Origin of the sequence: Flavobacterium davisii, assembly GCF_042182265.1 — a bacterium.
GTDB lineage: Bacteria > Bacteroidota > Bacteroidia > Flavobacteriales > Flavobacteriaceae > Flavobacterium > Flavobacterium davisii.
In genome coordinates this window covers 777361-797343 of sequence record NZ_CP097869.1, presented here as the reverse complement: position 1 = coordinate 797343, position 19983 = coordinate 777361, and the positions used below count along the sequence as shown (strand labels likewise).

General features: G+C 29.2%; 19 protein-coding genes. 6 read left to right on the top strand and 13 right to left on the bottom strand.

The genetic code is table 11. The features are described 5' to 3' along the window. Positions 1 to 2: 2 nt before the first annotated feature. From NAB20_RS03305 to metG, 10 genes are all read right to left on the bottom strand, one after another. Entirely contained in the window at positions 3 to 323 is a 321-nt protein-coding gene (locus NAB20_RS03305; RefSeq protein WP_105196221.1) for a histidine kinase, read from the bottom strand. Continuing rightward, positions 310 to 1356, bottom strand: a complete 1047-nt coding sequence (locus NAB20_RS03300; RefSeq protein ID WP_105196222.1) for an ATP-binding protein — start codon at positions 1354 to 1356, stop codon at positions 310 to 312. Before NAB20_RS03300 ends, NAB20_RS03305 begins: the two co-directional genes overlap by 14 nt. Next, the gene (locus tag NAB20_RS03295; protein ID WP_375605494.1) at positions 1356 to 2489 is read right to left on the bottom strand and encodes an FIST signal transduction protein; all 1134 of its coding nucleotides are present in this window, start codon (positions 2487 to 2489) and stop codon (positions 1356 to 1358) included. Before NAB20_RS03295 ends, NAB20_RS03300 begins: the two co-directional genes overlap by 1 nt. Further along, entirely contained in the window at positions 2486 to 4423 is a 1938-nt protein-coding gene (locus NAB20_RS03290; protein ID WP_375605493.1) for a PAS domain S-box protein, read from the bottom strand. The genes NAB20_RS03295 and NAB20_RS03290 overlap by 4 nt, the downstream gene beginning before the upstream one ends. A gap of 4 nt (positions 4424 to 4427) precedes the next feature. After that, on the bottom strand, positions 4428 to 4970 hold the full coding sequence (locus NAB20_RS03285) for a heme NO-binding domain-containing protein (protein ID WP_088390652.1): 543 nt from the start codon (positions 4968 to 4970) through the stop codon (positions 4428 to 4430). Positions 4971 to 4979: 9 nt separating this feature from the next. Continuing rightward, complete coding sequence (locus NAB20_RS03280; protein ID WP_088390650.1) at positions 4980 to 5393, bottom strand: response regulator; 414 nt, start codon at positions 5391 to 5393, stop codon at positions 4980 to 4982. Between the two features lie 596 nt (positions 5394 to 5989). Beyond that, positions 5990 to 6673 (bottom strand): HAD family hydrolase, encoded by a 684-nt coding sequence (locus NAB20_RS03275; RefSeq protein ID WP_127823723.1) that lies wholly within the window; start codon positions 6671 to 6673, stop codon positions 5990 to 5992. A 55-nt stretch (positions 6674 to 6728) separates the two neighbouring features. After that, complete coding sequence (locus NAB20_RS03270) at positions 6729 to 6911, bottom strand: hypothetical protein (protein ID WP_088390682.1); 183 nt, start codon at positions 6909 to 6911, stop codon at positions 6729 to 6731. A gap of 8 nt (positions 6912 to 6919) precedes the next feature. Further along, entirely contained in the window at positions 6920 to 7429 is a 510-nt protein-coding gene (locus NAB20_RS03265) for a ferritin (protein WP_088390646.1), read from the bottom strand. Positions 7430 to 7899: 470 nt separating this feature from the next. Then, positions 7900 to 9975 carry a methionine--tRNA ligase gene (metG, locus tag NAB20_RS03260; RefSeq protein ID WP_105196226.1) on the bottom strand — a complete coding sequence of 692 codons (2076 nt, stop codon included), beginning with the start codon at positions 9973 to 9975 and terminating at the stop codon, positions 7900 to 7902. Positions 9976 to 10332: 357 nt separating this feature from the next. On the opposite strand from metG, the gene NAB20_RS03255 reads away from it, so the two are divergent. The 3 genes from NAB20_RS03255 to NAB20_RS03245 all read left to right on the top strand — a co-directional run bounded on the left by NAB20_RS03255 (position 10333) and on the right by NAB20_RS03245 (position 12486). Then, positions 10333 to 11235, top strand: coding sequence for an LD-carboxypeptidase (locus NAB20_RS03255; protein WP_181142874.1), 903 nt, complete (start codon positions 10333 to 10335; stop codon positions 11233 to 11235). A gap of 64 nt (positions 11236 to 11299) precedes the next feature. After that, positions 11300 to 11659 carry a YraN family protein gene (locus NAB20_RS03250; protein ID WP_088390640.1) on the top strand — a complete coding sequence of 120 codons (360 nt, stop codon included), beginning with the start codon at positions 11300 to 11302 and terminating at the stop codon, positions 11657 to 11659. 164 nt (positions 11660 to 11823) lie between these two features. After that, the gene (locus NAB20_RS03245; protein WP_088390638.1) at positions 11824 to 12486 is read left to right on the top strand and encodes an aspartate kinase; all 663 of its coding nucleotides are present in this window, start codon (positions 11824 to 11826) and stop codon (positions 12484 to 12486) included. Positions 12487 to 12702: 216 nt separating this feature from the next. Here NAB20_RS03245 and mfd read toward each other — a convergent pair whose 3' ends face one another. Both mfd and NAB20_RS03235 read right to left on the bottom strand, forming a co-directional pair. Continuing rightward, entirely contained in the window at positions 12703 to 16011 is a 3309-nt protein-coding gene (gene mfd, locus NAB20_RS03240) for a transcription-repair coupling factor (protein ID WP_374953367.1), read from the bottom strand. A 50-nt stretch (positions 16012 to 16061) separates the two neighbouring features. Further along, on the bottom strand, positions 16062 to 16691 hold the full coding sequence (locus tag NAB20_RS03235; protein WP_105196229.1) for a hypothetical protein: 630 nt from the start codon (positions 16689 to 16691) through the stop codon (positions 16062 to 16064). A 116-nt stretch (positions 16692 to 16807) separates the two neighbouring features. On the opposite strand from NAB20_RS03235, the gene NAB20_RS03230 reads away from it, so the two are divergent. After that, positions 16808 to 17761, top strand: a complete 954-nt coding sequence (locus tag NAB20_RS03230) for an NAD-dependent epimerase/dehydratase family protein (protein ID WP_127823361.1) — start codon at positions 16808 to 16810, stop codon at positions 17759 to 17761. A gap of 12 nt (positions 17762 to 17773) precedes the next feature. Here the strand turns inward: NAB20_RS03230 and NAB20_RS03225 are convergent, their stop codons facing one another. Then, positions 17774 to 18262 carry a nuclear transport factor 2 family protein gene (locus NAB20_RS03225; RefSeq protein ID WP_375605492.1) on the bottom strand — a complete coding sequence of 163 codons (489 nt, stop codon included), beginning with the start codon at positions 18260 to 18262 and terminating at the stop codon, positions 17774 to 17776. A 599-nt stretch (positions 18263 to 18861) separates the two neighbouring features. Between NAB20_RS03225 and NAB20_RS03220 the strand changes: the two genes are divergently transcribed. Together NAB20_RS03220 and NAB20_RS03215 are read left to right on the top strand one after the other, a co-directional pair. Continuing rightward, positions 18862 to 19515 carry a hypothetical protein gene (locus NAB20_RS03220; RefSeq protein WP_375605491.1) on the top strand — a complete coding sequence of 218 codons (654 nt, stop codon included), beginning with the start codon at positions 18862 to 18864 and terminating at the stop codon, positions 19513 to 19515. 172 nt (positions 19516 to 19687) lie between these two features. Next, positions 19688 to 19909, top strand: coding sequence for a hypothetical protein (locus NAB20_RS03215; RefSeq protein WP_375605490.1), 222 nt, complete (start codon positions 19688 to 19690; stop codon positions 19907 to 19909). The last annotated feature ends 74 nt before the right edge of the window (positions 19910 to 19983 follow it).

The window sequence follows — 19983 nt, the reverse complement described above, 5'->3', positions numbered from 1 at the left end:
AATTAGGACAATTGATCAACAAATTGCAACATAGTATTTAAAATAGTTTCAAATTCTACCTGTAAATTGGTTGATTGTTTTAATAAATTTATTTCAAACTCTTCAGCAAGATAATAACTTTTTTCCATTCCTAAAACAGAAATTTTATGTTTAAGTTTATGTACACATGAAGCGGCAAGTTGAAATTTTAGGGCTTTAATACTGTCTTTATAAGCTGTAATTTCTTCGGGTAATTCTTTCTTTATGACAGAAATGATTTTGGTTCTAAATTCAACATTATCTCCTGATAATTGTTTGATATAACTTTCGTTAGGTTCTTCCATATTGTTTAGGTAAAGTAAAATAAAATGTTGATCCTTCGTTTTCTAAGCTTTCAACCCAGATTTTTCCGTTATAAAAAAGGACAATTTTTTTCACAATAGATAAGCCTATACCGGATGAATTATTATCACTTTCTAATTTTGTGAAAATATTAAAAATTTTATTAAAATATTCGGGACTAATTCCTTTTCCATTATCTTTTATAGAAAACAAGTGATCTTCTTTTCGATTTTCGTAATCTATTTCTATTATACCATTTTCTTTATCAATAGAATTTAAGGCGTTATCAATTAGATTTTGAAAAATTTGCTTAAATCTAATTGTATTTCCATAAATTTTTGGAAGATTTTTAGATATAGAAATAGTATAATTGGGGGTAACATGAAAAGTTTTTAAAACTTCTTCGCATAAGATGTTAAAATCAACTAAACGATCACTGGTTTCTAATTTATCTATGGTAGAATAGTCTAAAATACCTTTTATTAGAAGATCCATTTTTTCTACGTTAAGTAGTACGGAATTAAGAGAATTTAGGCAATCATTTCCTATTCTATCTTTGTTGTCTTCAATGAACCAACTAACTAATGTATGTATATTTCGTAAAGGAGCTTTTAGGTCGTGTGAAACGACATGCGCATATTCATTTAATTCTTGATTTTGTTCTTCTAAATCTTTTAAGAGTACTTCTCTTTGTTTATTTATAGAAATAATTTCTATAGTTTGTTTTTTTAATTTTTCTACAAGATCTTTTTCGTTTTCGATTTCATTTAGAGTAGATTTTATAGCCATAGAATTAATAATTTCTTCAAGATTTTTATTAATTTCTTTTAAATTAGTGGCTTCTATTCTTAATTTATCGTTTGCTTCATACAGTTCGTCGGAGCTTATTTTCATAGCTCTTTGGGACATTTTTAGTTGTTCGTCATAATTATTGTATGAATCGTTAATAGCATTAATAAAGTCCTGATTTAGTGATAAATCAGTTCCTCCTTTTTTTAGATATTTATCTATTTGTCTACTTAGTAGAGAGTTCATTATTCACTTATTAAAGTTAAAGTCATTGTTTGATTGTGTAACTCACAATTAGAGTTTTTTCCAAAAGGAGCTATTTCGCCATAGGAATAAAAACCACTAATAACAGTTTGATTTCCTATTGTTTTTTTTACTTCTTCAATTTCTTCTTCTACTCTTTGATCCATTACTAACTTTCTACCTATACAACTGACTAATAATGCAAATTCGGGGTTTTTTATTCTATTTTCCATTGCTTCTTGAGCCGCTTTTTTAGCTCCTTCTGAAAGACCATCTACAGACGCCATCATTAATTGTACTTTGGAGTTTATAGGAACGTCACCAGCAAGGGTCATAGAATTATTATTTTCATTTATATTGAGTACTGTTCTTACCACAGCTTTTTCTTTATTTTCTGCTTTCACATGTAATGGATACAATAAAGAGGCTTTAGGTAATTCATTTGCTTTGTCTCCAAGATATTTTCTGTAAAGCTCTAGAGCTGGTTTGTCGTCTATTTCGTACAAAATATTAGCTTCGGATTTTGTAATTAGCCTTTCGGGACCAAATGTAATCCATCCTCCGTAACTTGCAGCGGATATTTCCAATGTTTTACCGTATAATCCGACCAAAATGACCTCCCCAGTTTTAGGGTTTTCTTTATAGGAAGCGATTGTTTTTTGAAATCGATCATCATCACCACAAATTCCTCCTGAAATAGGAATATTGTTAAGTTGTATAGCTTCGATTCCAGCGATTAAAGAGCTACCATTAACAAAGCTACCTTCTGAAATTACTATCAAATGTTTTAAGCCTTCTTTAGGCATATCGCTAGATAATTTTTTTCCTAGTAAATAAGCGTCTAAATTATAATCTTTGATATTACCATTTTTTATAATAAAAGTAGATTTTTCAAACTCTATTGCTGTGACATGAACAACATGATTGATTACATTATTATCAACGATTTCACCACAAGTAGAACCAAAAATCAAATGTTCATAGGGAAATTCTTCTCTTATCTTTTGTATAACGACAGATTGTTCTAATAATTGTCTATTACCAAAAATCAAAATAAACGGGTTGTTTAATTCTTGTTTAGGAATTATATATTTCCATGCAAGATTTTCTTCCAGAATTGCTTGTACTATTTTCATTGTATTGATTTGGGAATTTTAATAAAAAAAGTGGTTCCTATATTTTCTTGACTTTTAAGCCATATCTCGCCCTTATAGTTTTCAATAATTTTTTTTACAATTGAAAGTCCTATTCCTGTAGATTTTTCGTGTTTGGTAAAAGACTGAAATATTGTAAAAATCTTATCTTGGTTTTCTGGAGCTATACCAGGACCGTTATCACTTATACTAAACAAATGACTGTCATTATTGTCTTTATAATCCACAATTACTTGTCCTTGTGGTTTATCTATATAAGTAACAGCATTACTAATTAAGTTTTGAAATAGTTGTTGTATTCTGTACTGATCAGCTTGAATAATGGGTAAAACATTAGCTATTGTAACTTTTACATTTTCTGGAATATGAATTATTTGGATTATATTTTGAATGATTTCATTTATATTAACTTCTTCATAAACATTTTCTAATGTGTCAATTTTGGAATAGGTTAATATCCCCTGAATTAAATGATCCATTTTTTCAACTTTGCTTTCAATCATTTCAAAGTAACTAAGCGTCTGCTCACTAAATTCTTTTAGATTATCTTCTTTGATCCAAGAAATTAAAGAATGAATACTTCTAAGTGGTGATTTTAAATCGTGTGAAACTATTTGAGCATAATCATTAAGTTGTTGATTTTGTTTTTTGAGTTTGAGTAATAACCGTTCTTTTTGTAGTTCAAGATTTTTTTGTTGAGTTACGTCTAAATGAATACCAATAGAGCCAATTATATTTCCTTTTTCGTCATAATTAGGGCCACCACTAATTACCCAATAACGATCCTCTCCTTTTTTAGTTTTAGCTAAAACTTCATAAGAATCAGAAATGCCTTGTTTTCTTGCTTTATTTTGGTCTGCTAATAAAGTTTTACTTTTTTCATTTGCTAATAAATCGGTTGCATTTTTACCGATTATTTCATTTGCGGTATAACCACTCATATCAAGAAATGATTGATTCGAAAACAGTATGAAATCATTATTATCTACTTCAAGTAAACCTAAATTCATATTAGCAATGATACTGCTATACTTTTCTTTTTCATATTTTAAAGCCTCTTGATATGATTTTTCGTTGCTAATATCTTCTTCTATTGCAAAATATTTTATTATCTGTCCGTCGCTATTCTTTAATGCTTGACCATGAATCCTAACCCAGTATTTTGTTTTATCTTTGGTATAATTTAATATTTCACAGTTGAAAGGTTCACCTGTACTTAGTTGTTTTTTGAGATAAGCTACGGTTTCCCTAGATGTTTCTTTACCTTGTAGAAAGGAACCAGGTTTTTTCCCTATAACTTCTTGATTGTTATAGCCTGTTACTTTTTCAAAACTTTCATTAACCCATTCTATTTTACCCTCTTTATCACAAATAATAACAGCGTTGAGGTTAACTTTTGCAATAGAAGATAAAACTTGAAGCTCTTCTTTATCTTTTTCAAGTATTTTTTGTTGTTCGTTTATCTTAATAACTAATTCATTTAATTCTTGGTTTTGAATTTCTTGATTTTTTAAAACATGTAATAAATCTATTAACGGATCATTAAAGGCAAAATCTTGAAATGTTAAATTGTTTTCTACAACTTCTTGTATAGAATTAAACCAAGGAGAGCCTGTAAAAAGATAAAATTTGCCATGTGGATTTATTTGTCCTCTAAGAATTACCTTTTTGTTATTTGCGTGTAGTACAACTAATTGATTTAATGTTTGAATAAAATTAGTAGCGTTAATGTTTTCAAAATGAGGTCTTTGAAAATCAAACGATTTTATGAAAGATGTATCGAGTTCAATTTCGGGTAATAACTTATTTAATGTTTTTCCTAAGCTTAGAATTTTTAATTGATCATCAATTAAAATATGAAAAGGAAAAATAGAATTAAACTCATCTACGTTAAAATTGAATTGAATATTACGCATAGTCCTACCAACTTATATTAAAAATCTCGTGAGTATCGCCTTTATCACGGCTTTTGATTATTTTAATTTCAACAGGAGTTTTAAATAAAATACTAAGACCTTGAATTAAACCTTTTACAAAAGCCTGTAAACCTTCTCTTACGGAGAAGTAGTGTAAGTTAAGACTTTTTTCAGAAATATCCGATACTTTAAATTCAGGAGGAGTTAAGTTAGGATAAATAAGCATAACTCTATTATGAAATAAAGGTAAATTAATTAAAAAGTCTTTTAAACAAGTCCCTCCTGATTGCATTAAACCTTGATATTTTTCTTGAGTTGTTTTTAAAATCCACCACTCTCCGAAAGTCACGAAAACTTCCTCAAGAGTAATATTTAATTCGTGAGCAGTTGTACTTGCTAATTTGTAAGTTACATCATCGTCATAAGATTGTCCACTTATAAAATAATCGTGATCAACACCACTTTTGTCTCGGATTTCATCCCATTTTTGTTCTCCAAAATTTGATATAATTAAATCTTGAATAGCTTTGTTTACAATTCCATACATAAAAATAAATCAATGTGAAATTAACTCATTATGACTCCAATACTCAAAAAGAGATTGAATTTTTTCAACATACTCATCGTACTTTAGAGGCTTTATAATATAGCCTGCTATTCCTATCCTGTAACATTCCAATAAATCTTTGTGATTACTAGAGGTTGAAAGTATAATCGAGGGGATATATCTTAACCTTTCATCTTCCTTTAAGATTTTTAGAAATTCAATCCCATTTAATTTAGGCATATTTAGATCCAACACGATAATGTCGGGCAAAATTTCTTTGTTTTTTAAAATATCTAGAGCTTCAATACCATTATTTGCTTCAATTACTTTATGAATCAAATTGAAAGAACTAATCACTCTATTAAATTTCATAACCTCAATTTTATCATCTTCTAAAAGAAGAATAGTTAGTAATTTTTTCATTTCAGAAAGTTATTTAATAAAAAATTATGGCAGTATAGATTCAAAAATAAGAATTAGATATTATTTTCTTAATTTTTATTAGTTGATTGGTTGGCATAAAAGGATTAATGACTCAAATGTATCGATGAAAATGAGAAGATTATAACTATTTTAGAAATATAATATATTTTAATAAAAATAGTTATTTGTTTTAAAATCAGGTTTTTATAACTTTTTTTTGGTTGAATTGTACTTTTTAATTATTAGATTCTTGTTGTTTTTGTTTTGAAATATTTTAATTACAAATTTCAGATTAGACTTTGTGGAGAAGATGAAAAAATAAAGAAAAAAATAAACGAAATTTTTTCTTGCAGATACGAGCTGGCAAAAGCCGTAAATTAACATGTCGTTTGTTACTTTGACCAAAGGGAGAAGTCACATTATCAAGGTTATGTGATTTCTCCTGTTGCAGAAATGATAAGATTGAGACCTTTTAGGATAACCTAATTGAGGACAAAATAAGAATGCTTCTTTAGGTTTAAACTCCCTTTTATTTGTAATAAATTTTTAAGACACAATCTGGTTTAAAAAATACGATGATATAATAAATATAAGATTTACAGTACGAGGAGTATGTCTTTAATAGATTCAAATGCTTTAAATTTATCATGTTTAATTTCAAAATCAATTTGCTCATAAGCCCAAGTGGTATGATAGGGAATATGTACGCCATAACCTCCTATATTTAGTACAGGTAATACATCAGATTTTAAGGAATTTCCAATCATCATAAAATTTTGAACTTGTATATCCAATCGTCCTAGCATTTTAGTGTAGTCTATTTCGGTTTTATCAGTCATTACTTCAATATGATGAAAATAATGCCCTAATCCTGAATCATGTAATTTACGATGTTGATCTTTTAAATCGCCTTTTGTAGCTACAATTAATTTATAATTATCTTTTAATTGTTTTAGTACTTCTTCTACTTCTGGAAGTAATTCTACAGGTTTAAGTAACAGATCTTTTCCTATTTGTATAATTTTATTGATAATATTTCCAGAAATCTGATTTTGAGTTAATTGTAAGGCTGATTCCATCATAGAAAGAGTAAAACCCTTAATTCCAAAACCGTATAGGGGTAAATTTTTGATTTGATTATTTAATATCAATTGCAGAATTTCTTGATGTGAAGCATAACTATGAAATAAAGCACAGAATTTTTCTTGTGCTTCGTCAAAGTAGGGTTCGTTATGCCATAAAGTGTCATCTGCATCAAAAGCTATTATTTTGAGTGCCATCTTCGATTCGATTAATGATTTTTTCAAAAATAAGTTATTTTAAATAAAAAATCCCTCATTTGGAGGGAGTTTTAAATTTTTCGATTAAATCAAACATAGGGCAACGTTTGCACCTTTTTGATTCTTTCTTTTTATATTTTTCACAGCATTTTGACTTACACTTTTCCGCTTTTTTATGTAATTTTTCAAGCGTTTTTTCGTGACTGTCTTTACTTTTGTTTTTTTCTTTTTTGCTCAAAATAAGCGTTATTTTACTTCATTATTCTTATTTGTTATTTGAAGTATATCTCTATCAAATAAATATAACCCGCCCTTATCATCACCTATCATATTTATTTTGTCTAAGATAGATTTAGCTTGAGCTTCCTCTTCTATTTGTTCTGCTACATACCATTGTAAGAAATTGTGGGTGGCATAATCTTTTCCTTCGAAAGTAATGTGGACTAATTCATTAATTGAATCAGATACAAATAATTCGTGTTTATACAACTCTTCAAACATTTCCTGAAAAGTGCTGAACGATGTTTTTGGCATTTTTAAATCGGTTATCAAGGCATGTCCTCCTCGCTCATTAACGTATTTAACTAATTTAAGCATGTGCATACGTTCTTCATCTGATTGCAAATACATAAAACGAGCAATTCCTTCAAAACCATGTATTTCTGCCCAACATGCCATAGACAAATATACCTGTGATGATTCAGCTTCTATTCTAATTTGTTTGTTTAACGCGTCTTCAATATTCTTTTGTAACATAAAAATAGGTTTGTTTACTGGTCAAATTTACAAAAAAATGTGGCTTCATCTATTAAGTTATTTAATTATTTCCTTTAGATGAGTTGATAGTTGTTAAAATGAAATTCTAACGTTTTTTAAAGAGGAATAAAATTCGAAGATTAAATCAATAGTTTTTACTTCTATTGGAATATATATAAGATTTTTTTAAAACGTACTTCAAAAATAAAAAGAGGTGTTCTAAAAATGTGTAATTGTATCCTCTTTTCAATATAAAGAAAAGAGGTTCAAAAAATACTAATTCAACGGTTAGTTTGTCACTTCGATAGGAGAAGTTATATTATCAGCACTATGCGATTTTTTCACCTGTTTATTTTGTTTGCGTCTCCTTTTGGTTGAAATGGAAAAATGAAGACTTTTTAAAATAATTTCCCTCTATTGTTTAGAGAAATAAATTAGATTTTTTGAACACGCTTTATCTTTAAAATTTATTAAGCAATTGTGGCTCCGTTTTCTACTCCTTCAGCTTCTGGGTTAACAAAAACTAATGTTCCTTCAGCATTTTGAGTTAATAAAAGCATTCCTTGACTTTCTACTCCACGTAATGCGCGAGGAGCTAAATTTACTAAAACAGTAACACGTTTACCTATTACTTCTTCTGGTGTGAAATGTTCTGCAATTCCAGAAACGATAGTCCGAACATCAATTCCTGTATCTACTTTTAACACTAACAACTTATCTGCTTTTGGCATTTTTTCAGCTTCGATGATCGTTCCTACACGTAAATCAATTTTTGAAAAATCATCAAAAGTGGTGGTTTCTTTTTGCGGCATAATAGTATTTTTTGTTGAAGCTTTTTCAGCAGCATTAGCCGTTTTGGTTGCTTCTAATTTATCAATTTGTTTTTGTATTTCAGTATCTTCAATTTGGGCGAATAAAACAGCTGTTTTTTCAGTTAAAATTAGGTGTCCTGGGGGTAATAAATCCGATACTTGGGCTACCTTATTCCAGTTCAACTGCTCAAGATTTAATACTTTAGCCAATTTATTAGCTGTAAAGGGTAAAAATGGTTCAGCTAATACGCGTAAAGCAGCTGCTATTTGTAAAGCTACATACATTTGTGTTTTTACACGCTCTGGATCTGTTTTAACCATTTTCCAAGGTTCTTCATCAGCTAAATATTTGTTGCCTAAGCGTGCTACATTCATCATTTCGCCTAAAGCTTCTCTAAATCTATAGCGTTCAATAGAAGAAGCAATTACTGCTGGATAGGCTTTTAACTCAGCTAACGTTTGTTCGTCAACTTCTGTAAACGTGCTTGGAGTAGGGATAATCCCGTTATAGTATTTATTTGTTAATACAACTACTCGATTAATAAAATTTCCAAAAATAGCGGCCAACTCATTATTGTTTCTTGCTTGGAAATCTTTCCATGTAAAATCATTATCTTTCGTTTCTGGAGCATTAGCAGTTAGAGCATAACGTAATACATCTTGTTTTTCTGGAAAGTCAGATAAATACTCATGTAACCATACTGCCCAATTTTTAGAAGTAGATAATTTATTCCCTTCTAAATTTAAAAACTCATTGGCAGGTACATTGTCAGGTAAAATATAATCACCATGCGCCTTTAGCATAGCAGGAAAAATTACACAATGAAAAACGATATTATCTTTTCCTATAAAGTGGACTAATTTAGTATCTTGATCTTTCCAATAAGGTTCCCAATCTTTACCCTCTCTTTGTGCCCATTCCTTTGTTGAAGAAATATAGCCTATAGGAGCATCAAACCAAACATATAACTTTTTGCCTTCAGCACCTTCTACAGGTACATCAATTCCCCAATCTAAGTCGCGTGTTACAGCACGAGGTTTTAAACCATCATTTAACCATGAACTCACTTGGCCATATACATTTGATTTCCAGTCGTTTTTATGACCTTCAATGATCCATTCTTTTAAGAAAGCATCGTATTGATCTAAAGGTAAAAACCAATGTTTTGTTGATTTTAAAATAGGAGTTGATCCTGTAATTGTTGATTTCGGATTAATTAAATCAGTAGCGTTCAAAGAAGTTCCGCATTTTTCGCATTGATCACCGTAAGCTTCTTCATTAGCACATTTAGGGCAAGTTCCTGTAACAAAACGATCAGCTAAAAATTGTTGTGCTTGTTCATCAAATAATTGGTCAGTAGTTTCTTCTATAAACTTATTTTCGGTATACATTTTTTTAAAGAAAGCAGAGGCTGTTTCATGATGTATTTTTGCAGAAGTACGAGAATAGTTGTCAAATGAAATTCCAAAATCTTCAAATGATTTACGGATAATTCCGTCATATTTATCAATTACTTCCTGAGGTGTAATTCCTTCTTTTTTAGCTTTCATAGAAATAGCTACACCATGTTCATCACTTCCACAAATAAAAGCAACATCTTTACCTTGCAAACGTAAATAACGAGCGTAAATATCGGATGGTACATATACCCCTGCTAAATGTCCAATATGAATAGGCCCATTAGTATAAGGTAAGGCTGCTGTAATTGTATATCTTTTTGGATTTATTATCATAGTAAATCAATTTTTTAAAAACGATTTGAAACAAGTATAATTTTAAGGCTACAAAAATACTATTCTATTTTTGTATTCAGGTAAAAAAAGTATTATATAAAATAAAAAACTATGATTTAATGCTTGAAGAATAATGAATGGAATGCAAATTTAAAATGATCATTTTTTTTTAAAAAAATAGACTAAAAGAAAATACTTAGTTAGATAAAGAAAAGAAGATTATTAATAACCAATATTTTTCATACTTATTTGTTTCAGTTTATTATTTAGTTTTGTATTTTATAAGTATTTTTCAAAAACATGAAATTTTATCTTTTATTTATTTTAATCTTTAGTTATTCTTACTCACAAAAAAACATGATCACACCACCGTATTTAAAAAAAGGAGATACTGTGGCTATTGTAGCCACAGCTCGTAAAAATATTGATGATAATTTAAAACCAGCAATAGAACTACTAAAAAGCTGGGGGTTAGAAGTAAAGATAGGGAGCACAATTGGTTTAGATTTAAATCAATTAGCAGGAACCGATGAACAACGAGCAAAAGATTTTCAAGAACAATTAGACAATCCCAATATTAAAATGATTTGGTGTGTACGAGGCGGTTATGGTACTGTACGAATGATTGATTTATTAGATTTTACCAAGTTTAAGGAAAATCCAAAATGGATTGTTGGTTTTAGTGATGTTACAGTTTTACATAGTCATTTAAATACTATGGGATATAAGTCTATCCATGGAATTATGCCTGTAACTGTGGCAAAAGCTACGACACAAGCAAAAGAATCTTTAAAAACTACTTTATTTGAAAACGAATATTTAGAATATGACTTAGAACCTCACCCTATGAACCGATTCGGACAGGCCAAAGGAGAATTAGTAGGAGGGAACTTGTCTATTTTATACAGTTTATTAGGATCGCCTTCTGCTATTGACTGTACGGATAAAATATTATTCATCGAAGATCTAGATGAATATTTGTACCATATTGATAGAATGATGATGAATCTTAAACGAAATGGTTGTTTAGAAAGTATTAAAGGAATTCTTGTAGGAGGAATGACAAAAATGAAAGATAATGAAATTCCATGGGGTAAAGATGCTCTTCAAATTGTAAATGATGTAACTAAAAAATATAATATCCCTATTGTTTTTGAATTTCCAGCTGGACATATTCGAGACAATAGAGCTTTAATATTAGGCTCTCAGATTGTTTTAGATATCAATAAAGAGTGTTCTAAGGTGATTTTTGAACAGTAATAGGCAAATTGTTAAGATTGTACTTCTACAAATCTAAGATTGTTAATCCATAATTTTAAATCGTATGGCGGAACATAATGAAATAGGAAAACAAGGTGAAAAGATAGCGGTTGAATATTTGTTAAAAAATGGATATCAAATTCTAGAACAAAACTATCAAGCTAGAAAGGCTGAAATAGATATCATTGCTCGAAAAGAGGATTGGTTAATTGTTATAGAGGTAAAAACAAGAACTTCTATTGAATATGGAAATCCTGAAGATTTTGTTAATAAAAAGAAAATAAAATTATTGGTAAAAGCGATAGACGAATATATTCAAGAAACAGATTTAGATCTTGAAATTCGTTTTGATATCATATCAATAATAAAAAAAAATGAAATTCACACAATAGAACACTTAGTTGATGCGTTTTATTATTTTTAATAAAAATCAAGAAAAACAAACAATAAATTATATTTAGTAAAAATCTTGTATTTATTTTGGTGAATTATGAATATATTTGCGTCCCGAGAGGTTTTTATTTTAAATTATACATTCTAAAAAACAAACTAACAATGAGTGAAAATTAAAATTTAAATTCCCCAGAAATGAAAACAATTTCTTCTGTAGTAGAAAACTACATCAAGTCTAAGCCATTTTTATTAAATGCGCTGTCGCAAGGTATTATTAATCTTACTTCATTAGCAAGATTAATCACTGAAGAGCTCGAAGTTGAATTAGGAAAAGATGTGAAGCAAGGCGCTATTATTATGGCTCTGAAAAGACTATCTGAAGATTTAAACTTTCAAGTAAATCATAAAATCACAAAGGTTTTAAGAGAAATAGGTGAAATAACAGTTCGGTCTTCTTTGAATGATTATACGTACTTAGTTTCTGATAGTATTTTTCAAAAACAAGCTGAATTGATAACGGAGCTAAATAAGCGTCAGGATGTATTTTTTACTTCTTCTAGAGGTGTTAATGAAACAAACATAGTTGTGAGTGATTCAGTAAGCGAGCTTATTGATAAGTATTTTAAAGAGGAAAGATTAACTCAAAAATTAGAAAACCTTTCTTCTATAACTGTAAAACTTCCTAAAGAAAATACCGTTACTTCCGGTATTTATTATTTTATTTTTCAACGCCTTGCTTGGGAGGGTATTGTAATATACGAAGTCATTTCTACTTCTAATGAATTTACGGTATTAGTAGATGACAATGTAGTAGATAAAGCTTTTAAAATAATCAAGGATTTAAAGTTAACGAAATAAAATTTCGACTAAGTAATTCATTTCAAACGTATCAAAAAAATCATCAAAAAAATATTTATTTTTCTGATGATTTTTTCGTTTTTAATGATTGCATCTTTCCAACACATTCCTTCAACCCAGCCTAACTAAGGACAAAAGAAAGCCCCCTTTTTAGATTAAAAGTTCTTAATTTATTCATAATAAATTTCTAATGCATAATTTGAGTTTACTAACTTACTAAATGAGTTCCATTAATTCCAATGCTTTTTTAATTGATTTTACATTGTCAAAAGATAGTAACAAACGAAGGCCATTTTTGGTTTCTTTTTCTTTCATTTTACAGAGTGTACTATTCATTTGTACAAATTGTAAAACCTTATGAAAGCGAGGAGAATGATAATAGTCACTTTGTTGGTCACCTATAAAATAACATACCATTTTGTTTTGTTTTAATACCAATTTTTCAATACCTAAGTGAGTAGCTTTCCATTTTAAACGTAAACTATCTAATAAAGCCAAACCAGATTTAGGTAATTTACCAAAACGGTCTTCTAATTGTTTTTGATATTCTTGTAATTTTTCGTCTGTTTTAATAATAGCTAATTCATTATACAAACTCAAACGCTCCGTTACGCTATTAATATATTCATCAGGAAAAAGTAATTCAAAATCTGTATCAATTTGAAGATCTTTAACATATTCCTTAGTTTCAAGATTACTTTCTTCAGGATACAGGTCTTTAAACTCATTTTCTTTTAATTCTTCAATGGCTTCTTGCATGATTTTTTGATAGGTTTCAAAACCAATTTCATTAATAAAACCACTTTGTTCACCACCTAATAAATCACCAGCACCACGAATTTCTAAGTCTTTCATTGCAATATTAAATCCGCTACCTAACTCGCTAAATTGAGTTAATGCTTGTATTCGTTTACGCGCTTCCTCTGTCATTGCCGAATATGGTGGTGTTATGAAATAACAAAAAGCCTTCTTGTTACTTCTTCCTACACGTCCTCGCATTTGGTGTAAATCAGACAAACCAAAATTATTAGCGTTGTTAATAAAAATGGTATTGGCATTGGGTACATCCAAACCACTTTCAATGATTGTAGTAGCAACTAAAACATCAAATTCGCCTTCCATAAATGAAAGCATAATTTCTTCTAATTGTTTTCCTTCCATTTGCCCATGACCAATTCCAACCTTGGCATTAGGAACTAAACGTTGAATCATGCCTGCAATTTCTTTAATATTTTCGAGACGATTGTTGATGAAATAGACTTGTCCTCCTCTTTCTATTTCGTATGAAATAGCATCGCGAATGACTTCTTCATTAAAGCCAACTATTTGTGTATCTATAGGGTAACGATTAGGAGGGGGAGTGCTAATTACAGATAAATCCCTTGCTGCCATTAAAGAAAATTGTAAAGTTCTTGGGATAGGCGTGGCTGTTAATGTTAATGTATCTACATTAGTTGCAATAGTTTTTAACTTATCTTTTACGTTTACGCCAAATTTTTGTTCTTCATCAATAATGAGTAAACCTAAATCTTTAAATTTAACATTTTTGCTTACCAATTGGTGAGTTCCTATTATAATGTCCAGTTTGCCAGATTCTAAATCTTTTAAAATTTCAGTTTTTTGTTTAGCTGTTCTAAAACGATTCAGGTAACTAATGTTTACGGGTAAGTCTTTTAAACGTGACTTGAAGGTTCTAAAATGCTGGTAAGCTAAAATTGTAGTAGGAACTAAAACGGCAACTTGTTTGCTATTATCTACAGCTTTAAATGCGGCACGAATAGCAACTTCTGTTTTTCCAAATCCTACATCACCACATACTAAACGGTCCATTGGTCGTTCGTTTTCCATATCTGCTTTTACATCCTGAGTAGCTTTTAATTGGTCTGGTGTATCTTCATAAATGAAAGAACTTTCTAGTTCATGTTGTAAATAACTATCAGGGGCAAAAGCATAGCCTCTATCTAAACGACGCTTAGCATATAATTGAATTAAATTAAATGCAATATTTTTAACACGTGCTTTTGTTTTTTGTTTTAAAGCTTTCCAAGCTCCTGAACCTAATTTGTATATTTTAGGAGGAGCCCCATCTTTACCGTTGTATTTTGATATTTTGTGTAGTGAATGAATGCTCACATATACGATGTCATTATCGGCATAAATAAGTTTAATAGCTTCTTGTGTTTTGCCCTCAACTTGAATTTTTTGTAAACCTCCAAATTTTCCAATTCCATGGTCAATATGTGTAACATAGTCACCTACAGTTAAAGAAGTTAATTCTTTTAATGTAATATTCTGTTTTTTAGCATATCCATTTTTAATAGAAAATTTGTGATAACGCTCAAAAATTTGATGATCTGTATAACAAGCTATTTGGTTTTCTTCATCTATAAAACCTTGATATAAAGGGAGTACAATGGTTTCGTAATCTTTAGCAAAATGTTCATGCTGCTCCTCATCCATTGATTCAAAAATATCATGGAAACGTTTAGCTTGTTGTTCGTTAGCGCAAAATAGGTAATTTTTTAAACCATTTTGACGGTTGTTTTTTAGATCTTCCATCAATAAATCAAATTGTTTATTAAAAGAAGGTTGTGGTTTTGTATTAAATTCAAAAGTGTTTTGAACTCTAAAAGTGGGTCTGCTAGACATTTCCACTACTGAAAAGTTTAATGCTTGTTTAATAAAAGTTTCTTGGTTCACAAACAATTCATCAGGAGAAGCATGTTTAATATCCTGAGATAATTTTTGAAAAGTTTCTTCTGCCTTTGCAAAAAGTTTGTCTAAATTATTTAATAAAGAATCTACATTTTGAACAAAAATAGTAGTCTTAGGATTAATATATTCTAAGAAGCTTTCGCGTTTTTCTTCTAATAATTTATTTTCAAAATTGGGGATAATTGTAATTTTGTTTTTGGTTTCAATGGATAATTGAGTACTTACATCAAAAGTTCTGATACTATCCACTTCGTTACCAAAAAATTCAATACGATATGGGTTGTCATTAGAAAAAGAAAATACATCTAAAATACCACCACGCACTGAAAATTCACCTGGTTCAGTAATAAAATCAACGCGTTTAAAATCGTATTCAAATAATACTTCGTTGATGAAATCAATCGAAACTTTATCACCAACACTAATTTTTAACGTGTTTTTGTCTAATTCTCTTTTAGTAACTACTTTTTCAAAAATAGCTTCAGGATAAGAAACAATAATGCAAGGTTTTTTTCTAGAATTAATCCTGTTTAAAACTTCTGAACGAAGCAAAACATTAGCATTATCCGTTTCTTCAATTTGGTAAGGTCTTCTGTATGAACTAGGGTAAAATAGTACGTCTTTTTCGCCAACCAATTGCTCTAAATCATTTAATAAGTAAGCAGCTTCTTCTTTTTCATTTGCTAATAATAAAAAAGTTTTGTCTGCTTTTCTAAATAAGGTCTCTATAATAAATGATAAGGAAGAACCTAATAAACCTTTAAGATGAATTTTGTGATCGCTATTTAGTAAATCGGTTATTTGATTAATCTTAGATTGGTTAGAAAATAACTGTTTGATATAATCTGTATTCAAAATAATTACTTTATTTCTTCAAATGATGGAACTTCTTCTTTTTGTGGATTTTGAATATCAGGATTAATTAAGGATTCTGATTTTTTTCCACTGATGTGTTTAATCATATCTTCTTCACCTTCTTCCATTTGGATATGGCTACGGCGGACGATTTCTTCTATTTGATCGTTAAAAGCATTTACTTCTATATTTAGATCAGAAACTAATTCAACCACTCGTTTTTCAGGAATACGATCAATATTTAAAAACATATTTAAAGCTTTTACCTTTGTAATGATGGCAGAAAGACGTACATTAATTTGAGGCTTTTGAAGCTTTGTAGGGATCGTATTAGGTAAAATATCTACTTTTTGTACTAAATCTTTGGTTTTTAGTTTAAAAGCATTAAGAGAACTCTTCGGTTTTTGGTTTAATTCTTTTATAAATAAACGCCATTCATTCCAGTTTAAAGCAATGATTTCAGATTCAGGAGTTAATTTTTGTTCAGAAAAAATCCAAGCCTTATCTAAAGAATTAAAAACTAATTCTTTTTGTTTAATTGATTTTTGAATTTCAATAGCGTTATCCTGCTCTTCTTTTTTACAGGAAAAAAGAACGAAGATCAATCCTAAATTATAGAGAAAAAAAGATTTCATTTTAAAAAATTAGAGATTACAAAAATACAACTTTTGTGTAACGGAAACTAAATGTATAGAAGATCTTGAAAGTGCATGGTCATAATTCCGTATATTTGCGCCCTAACTATTTAGGAATGGACACGAAAATTTTGATTATTGGAGCTTGTGGACAAATAGGCACCGAACTTACACAAAAATTACGCCAACTATATGGTGTGGAGAATGTAATTGCTTCTGACATCAGAAAATTAAATATTGATGTGGTAAATGATGGTATTTTTGAAGTTGTTAATGCGCTAGATTACAATCAAATAGAGTTTTTGGTTGAAAAGTATAAAATTACAGATGTTTATCTAATGGCCGCTCTGCTTTCAGCAACCGCTGAAAAGAACCCTGCTTTTGCATGGGATTTAAATATGAACTCGCTTTTTCATGTTTTAAATTTGGCTAAGGCTGGAAAAATTAAAAAAATATACTGGCCATCAAGTATAGCTGTTTTTGGTCCTACGACGCCACGAGAAAATACGCCTCAGTATACTATTATGGAACCTTCGACAGTTTATGGAATTAGTAAGCAAACAGGTGAGAGATGGTGTGAATATTACCACAAACAATATGGTGTTGATGTGCGTAGTTTGCGTTATCCAGGATTAATTTCATGGAGTACTCCTCCTGGAGGTGGAACGACAGACTATGCAGTAGATATTTATCATAAGGCAATTACAGAAGGGAAATTTACCTCGTTTTTATCTGAAAATTCAGGTTTACCCATGATGTATATGGATGATGCTATAAAAGCAACTATAAGTATCATGCAAGCTCCTGCTGAGAATATAAAGATTAGATCTTCTTATAATTTAGGAGCTATGAGTTTTACTCCAGCGCAAATAGCTACAGAAATTCAAAAGCATTATCCCGATTTTACTGTTAATTATGCGCCCGATTTTCGTCAGCAAATAGCTGATAGTTGGCCAGCAAGTATTGACGATTCTTTTGCAAGACAAGATTGGAATTGGCAAAATGATTTTGATTTGGAATCAATGACAATAGAAATGTTTAAGCAATTAAAAGAAAATATTTATAAATAAATCGAATTAATATTATTTTTCTAACTTTTCAATTAAAGCGTCTTCTATAGGCGCTTTAATTTTTATTACCTCACCTGTATTGTTATTTGGTATTGTCATAGACAATACATAGTGTTTAATTTTCCAGTTCTTTCCCTCTTTAATAAGAACACCACTACCTCTACAAATTTTCATTTGAGTTTTGAGTAATTCGTCAAACCAAGCCATTTTTTTATCGGAAGATAAATAGATATTCCTTTCTAAAGCTGAAAAATGCCATGCTTTTCCTTTATCAAAATAAGGCTTAGCAAAATTCATGAAGGCTTCCTTATTCCAATTTTCTGTAGCATCAGTACCTATAAAAACGGATTGCGTTGCCATAGCCTTAAAATAAGGTGCATATTTTGCTTCTGAGGCAGCCTTGTGCCAGTTGTTTAGTAGTACGTTAATTTCAATGTTTTCTTTTGTTTGAGCTAAAGTAAAAGAGCTTGTAAGTAATGATAGTAAAAGAGTTTTATTCATATTACTTGTTTTTAAATTGTGTTTTAAAATAGCTATAGAGAATTTTTAACTGAAATATATTAAAATATTTTATAAATTAAAGTAGATTTTTTTTTAATTACCAAACATAGTGCTAAATTATTTTGACAAGAGAATTACAAATACTTCATTTGAATGGTTTAATGTAAAAATAAAGTTTTCAGGAGTAAATTTAGAGGAGTAGGAAATATAAAAATTCTTTTTTGTTAGGTTTTGTAAATTTATGAAATTATAGGTTTTAAACTGGATCCAAAATATTCTATAGTATTTGAATAATATGTAAAATGAATTTTAAAAAGAAAAGCTCCTCATTTCTGAAGAGCTTTTGCGGTCTGGACGGTAAATGAACTATATTTCTTAGTTTATTGATTTGCAGTGATTTATGAATAGTATTTACTCAACGGTAGAAAACCAGTACAAAGCACTAATTTATATTGATTACAAATAATATTTGATAAAAATAAGGCAAAAGAATTGTTTAATTAAATCATGCGTTATGCGGTTTGATATGTATTGATAAAAAAAGAAAGTTTTTTGTATTTTCGCACAAAAGGAACACTTACAAACAAAAACAAAAACCAATGAGTAAACAAAGCAAAATAACAGTTAAGCACTATCCAAACACAAATTTAAAACCGCAAAGCGAAAACGGAAAACTAAAATATCCGCTTTATGTACAGGTCATTTACAAAAGCAAACCTTATAAATTCAAATCGGAAGACGATTATTTTAAGTATGTTGATGAAAAAGATTTAGAGAATGATTTTATTTGTAAAATGTTAGAAAGTGAAATAAAACGGATTGAAAGAACCGTTAGTTTGATATCGCAAAACAATACAAAACTATTAACCAGTAAAGAGATTTTTAAATGGTCAAAGCCGTTAGATAAAATTATTGAACAAAATTTAGGAAAATTAATAAAAGAAGAGTTTAGCGATGCACCGCCACTATTAACAGACTTAAGTTATACGGAAATTAACCATTTATTGTTTTTTTTAGGTGTAGGTGCTTATGATAAACTACAAATGAATGATAAAATCAGCAGTGTATGGATGATAATAAATAATTTACGTTCTAATTTATTTGAATTTTATAATAAGGATTATTGTTATATAGACTTGTTTTATGGGGATAAATTTTTAGAAATTTACGAAGTATTCGAGGATACTTTTATAGGTAATGATGAATATTTAAAAAAATGTATAGAAAATTTTAGATATTTTATTGATTTGTAAAAATAATTTAAAAGATTAATATTCAAGCGGTTATATAACCGCTTTTTTTACGCTCCAAAAACTTCAATAATAAAATTGAAATTTTTATTAAAAAAACTTGTATTTCAAAATTGAAGTTTTAGATTTGCATAATATTTATTAAAAATAACAACTTTTTAAAACAACAAAAAAAATGGATATTAAAGCAATTAAAGAACAGTTACCAACTGGCGGTATTAAAGAAATTTCAGTTCTGAGTGGTGTGCATTACGCAACCGTACAAGGTTTTTTTAAGGGAAAAAAAACAAAAGAAGATGTAAAAATTATCCAAGTTACAGCTGAATATCTAGAAAATTATAAAACCAAAAAAAACAAAGCAACGAAAAAACTCCAAGAGGTCGCAAAAGCAATTTAAGAAAATCGAATGAAAAAGAATTTTAAAGACTACAAAGAAACTTCAAGAGGTCGCAAAAGCATTTTAACAGAATA

Excerpts from the sequence above, each read along its gene's own strand:
- NAB20_RS03305 (WP_105196221.1), bottom strand. The coding sequence starts at position 323 with ATGGAAGAACCTAACGAAAGTTATATCAAACAATTATCAGGAGATAAT.
- NAB20_RS03300 (WP_105196222.1), bottom strand. The coding sequence starts at position 1,356 with ATGAACTCTCTACTAAGTAGACAAATAGATAAATATCTAAAAAAAGGA.
- NAB20_RS03295 (WP_375605494.1), bottom strand. The coding sequence starts at position 2,489 with ATGAAAATAGTACAAGCAATTCTGGAAGAAAATCTTGCATGGAAATAT.
- NAB20_RS03290 (WP_375605493.1), bottom strand. The coding sequence starts at position 4,423 with ATGCGTAATATTCAATTCAATTTTAACGTAGATGAGTTTAATTCTATT.
- NAB20_RS03285 (WP_088390652.1), bottom strand. The coding sequence starts at position 4,970 with ATGTATGGAATTGTAAACAAAGCTATTCAAGATTTAATTATATCAAAT.
- NAB20_RS03280 (WP_088390650.1), bottom strand. The coding sequence starts at position 5,393 with ATGAAAAAATTACTAACTATTCTTCTTTTAGAAGATGATAAAATTGAG.
- NAB20_RS03275 (WP_127823723.1), bottom strand. The coding sequence starts at position 6,673 with ATGGCACTCAAAATAATAGCTTTTGATGCAGATGACACTTTATGGCAT.
- NAB20_RS03265 (WP_088390646.1), bottom strand. The coding sequence starts at position 7,429 with ATGTTACAAAAGAATATTGAAGACGCGTTAAACAAACAAATTAGAATA.
- metG (WP_105196226.1), bottom strand. The coding sequence starts at position 9,975 with ATGATAATAAATCCAAAAAGATATACAATTACAGCAGCCTTACCTTAT.
- NAB20_RS03255 (WP_181142874.1), top strand. The coding sequence starts at position 10,333 with ATGATCACACCACCGTATTTAAAAAAAGGAGATACTGTGGCTATTGTA.
- NAB20_RS03250 (WP_088390640.1), top strand. The coding sequence starts at position 11,300 with ATGGCGGAACATAATGAAATAGGAAAACAAGGTGAAAAGATAGCGGTT.
- NAB20_RS03245 (WP_088390638.1), top strand. The coding sequence starts at position 11,824 with ATGAAAACAATTTCTTCTGTAGTAGAAAACTACATCAAGTCTAAGCCA.
- NAB20_RS03235 (WP_105196229.1), bottom strand. The coding sequence starts at position 16,691 with ATGAAATCTTTTTTTCTCTATAATTTAGGATTGATCTTCGTTCTTTTT.
- NAB20_RS03230 (WP_127823361.1), top strand. The coding sequence starts at position 16,808 with ATGGACACGAAAATTTTGATTATTGGAGCTTGTGGACAAATAGGCACC.
- NAB20_RS03225 (WP_375605492.1), bottom strand. The coding sequence starts at position 18,262 with ATGAATAAAACTCTTTTACTATCATTACTTACAAGCTCTTTTACTTTA.
- NAB20_RS03220 (WP_375605491.1), top strand. The coding sequence starts at position 18,862 with ATGAGTAAACAAAGCAAAATAACAGTTAAGCACTATCCAAACACAAAT.
- NAB20_RS03215 (WP_375605490.1), top strand. The coding sequence starts at position 19,688 with ATGGATATTAAAGCAATTAAAGAACAGTTACCAACTGGCGGTATTAAA.